This window comes from bacterium endosymbiont of Bathymodiolus sp. 5 South (assembly GCF_900128535.1).
Lineage (GTDB): Bacteria > Pseudomonadota > Gammaproteobacteria > PS1 > Pseudothioglobaceae > Thiodubiliella.
This window is the reverse complement of sequence record NZ_FQTR01000210.1, coordinates 1-2,427: the sequence shown is the minus strand read 5'-3', so window position 1 is coordinate 2,427 and position 2,427 is coordinate 1. Positions and strand designations below refer to the sequence as shown.

Genomic DNA, 2,427 nt, shown 5'->3' with positions numbered 1-2,427 from the left:
ATCAGGGCTTATCCACCTTGCCAACCAAGGAGCTAGGTATCTGGCACCGTAGTAGCATAAACCACTATTGTCATCTCTTTCTTTGCCTGTGTAGCGATAGTATTTTTGCTGCACTTGGGTTTTGTCTTTGCCAGCGATAATGGCAGTGCCACCATAGGGGTAGTAGTGCTCGTAACTGAGAATTTTGGCTTTGTCATCCAACTCTAGGGTGTTGGATTGTAGGTGGCTGTTGAGTTGATAGCGAGTTTGATACGGAGTTTGCCTGTTGTCTTTGCTGCTTTCGCTGAGGATGTGGGTACCAATGTGTAGAGTTCTGCTTTGTTGTTTTGCTTGGTTGATTGAGATGTCTAGTGCGGGTAGGTAGTCTCTTTGGCTTTGTGTTTGCTGGCCAGATTCAATCACAGTGCGGACTCGATTGCCTTGGTAATCATAAATATTGTATTGTGTGGTTTTGTCTGCTTTGGTGAGTTTGTTAAGGGTATTGTTGTAATACCACTCTAGGTTAGCAATATTGTCTAAATGTAATAAATTGCCATTGGCATCAAAGTTATTTTGGTTGTTATTTTCTGTGCCACGGTTGCTATTTGGGTGGATGGTGAGGGTTTGTTGCCAAGCACTACCGTTTGCCTGATGTGATAGGTTGGTTAGGTTGTTGCCTGTGTCGTAGGTGTAGGTTTGCTGGTAGGGTTCTAGTGAAGTCATAATATGACACAGTGGTTTGTTTGTTGTCTTATTTTAGTTAGTCTACTAGCAGGTGCAAAATATTCATGCATATCTCCACGAGGTGGTAGGGGTTCTTCGGCAGATATTAAAGGCATTTTTGGTTTTAAATGTAGGCGAATATTATTGTCAATACTCTCTAATTTTATAGAGGTTATCTCAAGACTAAAAGTATTGGCAAGCCTTAAAGAAGGTCTACCGTTATCACTTTCAATAAGAAAATTACGATAAAACCTTGGGTAATTTCTATCCATTTTATAAATCTCTATTGCTTCGTTTGTGCTGGGGTTGGTGATACCCTGGAGTATCGTTGTTTTAGGTAGCATATTTAATGTGCCTGCTATTTTTGTCATCCCTAAATACTGATAAGAGATTACCTCTGTTGCGTTCAAGCCAGAACGAAGACTTATATCTTCATTTTTAAAATTTGAATACATAACTAACTCTCCTGTGGAAAAGTTCATAATATTCGTAAAAGAATCAAAAGGCGGATCAGAGGAGGCTTGAATGATTAGTGCATCGCTGCTACTCTCTTCTGCTTCTATGGAAAATTCTGTATTAGTGTTTAACAAGTTAAATTTATCAGCAGGATAAGTCTTAACAATATTTTCCAGTCTTTCATACGCTTCAGGAAAATAAAATAAATTATTATTCTGATAAGTTCCTTTAATTGGACTTAGTATATCTATTTCATCATGAGGCAAACTCATGTTAACTGGATAAACTTTAACATGTCCTGCTGGATCGATATATTTAAGTGGATTATTACTCACATAAACATACAAATTCAAGCCATCAACCACCCCTGCTGAATCTGGGTTTATCCATCTTGCCAACCAAGGGGCTAAGTATCTAGCACCGTAGTGGCATAAACCACTGCTGTCGTCTCTTTCTTTGCCTGTGTAGCGGTAGCGTTTTTGTTGCACTTGGGTTTTATTTCTACCCGCAATGATGGCAGTACCACCATAAGGGTAGTAGTGTTCGTAACTGAGGGTTTGGGCTTTGTCATTCAACTCTAAGGCGTTAGATTGCAGGTGGTTGGTGAGTTGGTAGTGGGTTTGGTTGGGGTTTTGGGTGTTGTCTTTACTGCTTTCACTCAGGATATGGGTACCAATATGCAGGGTGCTGCTTTGTTGCTTTGCTTGGTTGGTTGAGATGTCTAGTGAAGGCAGGTAGTCTCTTTGGCTTTGCACTTGGTGGTCAGATTCAATCGCAGTGCGGACTCGATTGCCTTGATAATCATAAACATAGTATTGTGTGGTGTTAGGTTTGTCTGCTTTATTCAGTTTATTTAAGGTGTTGTTGTAGTACCACTCTAGGTTGCCGATATTGTTTAAGTTTAATAAATTGCCGTTGGCGTCAAAGTTATTTTGGTTGTTATTTTCAGTGCCACGGTTGCTGTTTGGGTGAATGGAGATGGTTTTTTGCCAATTATTACTGTTTGCTTGGTGCGATAGGGCGGTTAGGTTGTTGCCTGCGTCGTAGGTATAAGTTTGTTGATAAAATTCTAGGGTGTTCATAATGGCTAAAACTTTTCTAATTTAATATTTATGACGATATGCGTTTAAAGATTTCACCTTATAAAATTAACTATACCTTGATTTCAAAATAAAAATCATACCTTTCAACCCTTTTTAAAAGGTGAAAATTTAGTTTTTATTTGTGTAAAGTTCTCAATTCATATATTTTGTTCTGGGGCACGACTTT

Annotated in this window: 2 protein-coding genes; both read right to left on the bottom strand. The window is 38.9% G+C overall.

All coding sequences use genetic code 11. The features are described from left to right. A partial coding sequence (locus BBROOKSOX_RS10055) for an RHS repeat-associated core domain-containing protein (RefSeq protein ID WP_306821350.1) occupies window positions 1-702 on the bottom strand: 702 nt, incomplete at its 3' end. After that, window positions 699-2,240 carry an RHS repeat-associated core domain-containing protein gene (locus tag BBROOKSOX_RS12305; RefSeq protein WP_257607854.1) on the bottom strand — a complete coding sequence of 514 codons (1,542 nt, stop codon included), beginning with the start codon at window positions 2,238-2,240 and terminating at the stop codon, window positions 699-701. The genes BBROOKSOX_RS12305 and BBROOKSOX_RS10055, both read right to left, overlap by 4 nt. Window positions 2,241-2,427: the final 187 nt, after the last annotated feature.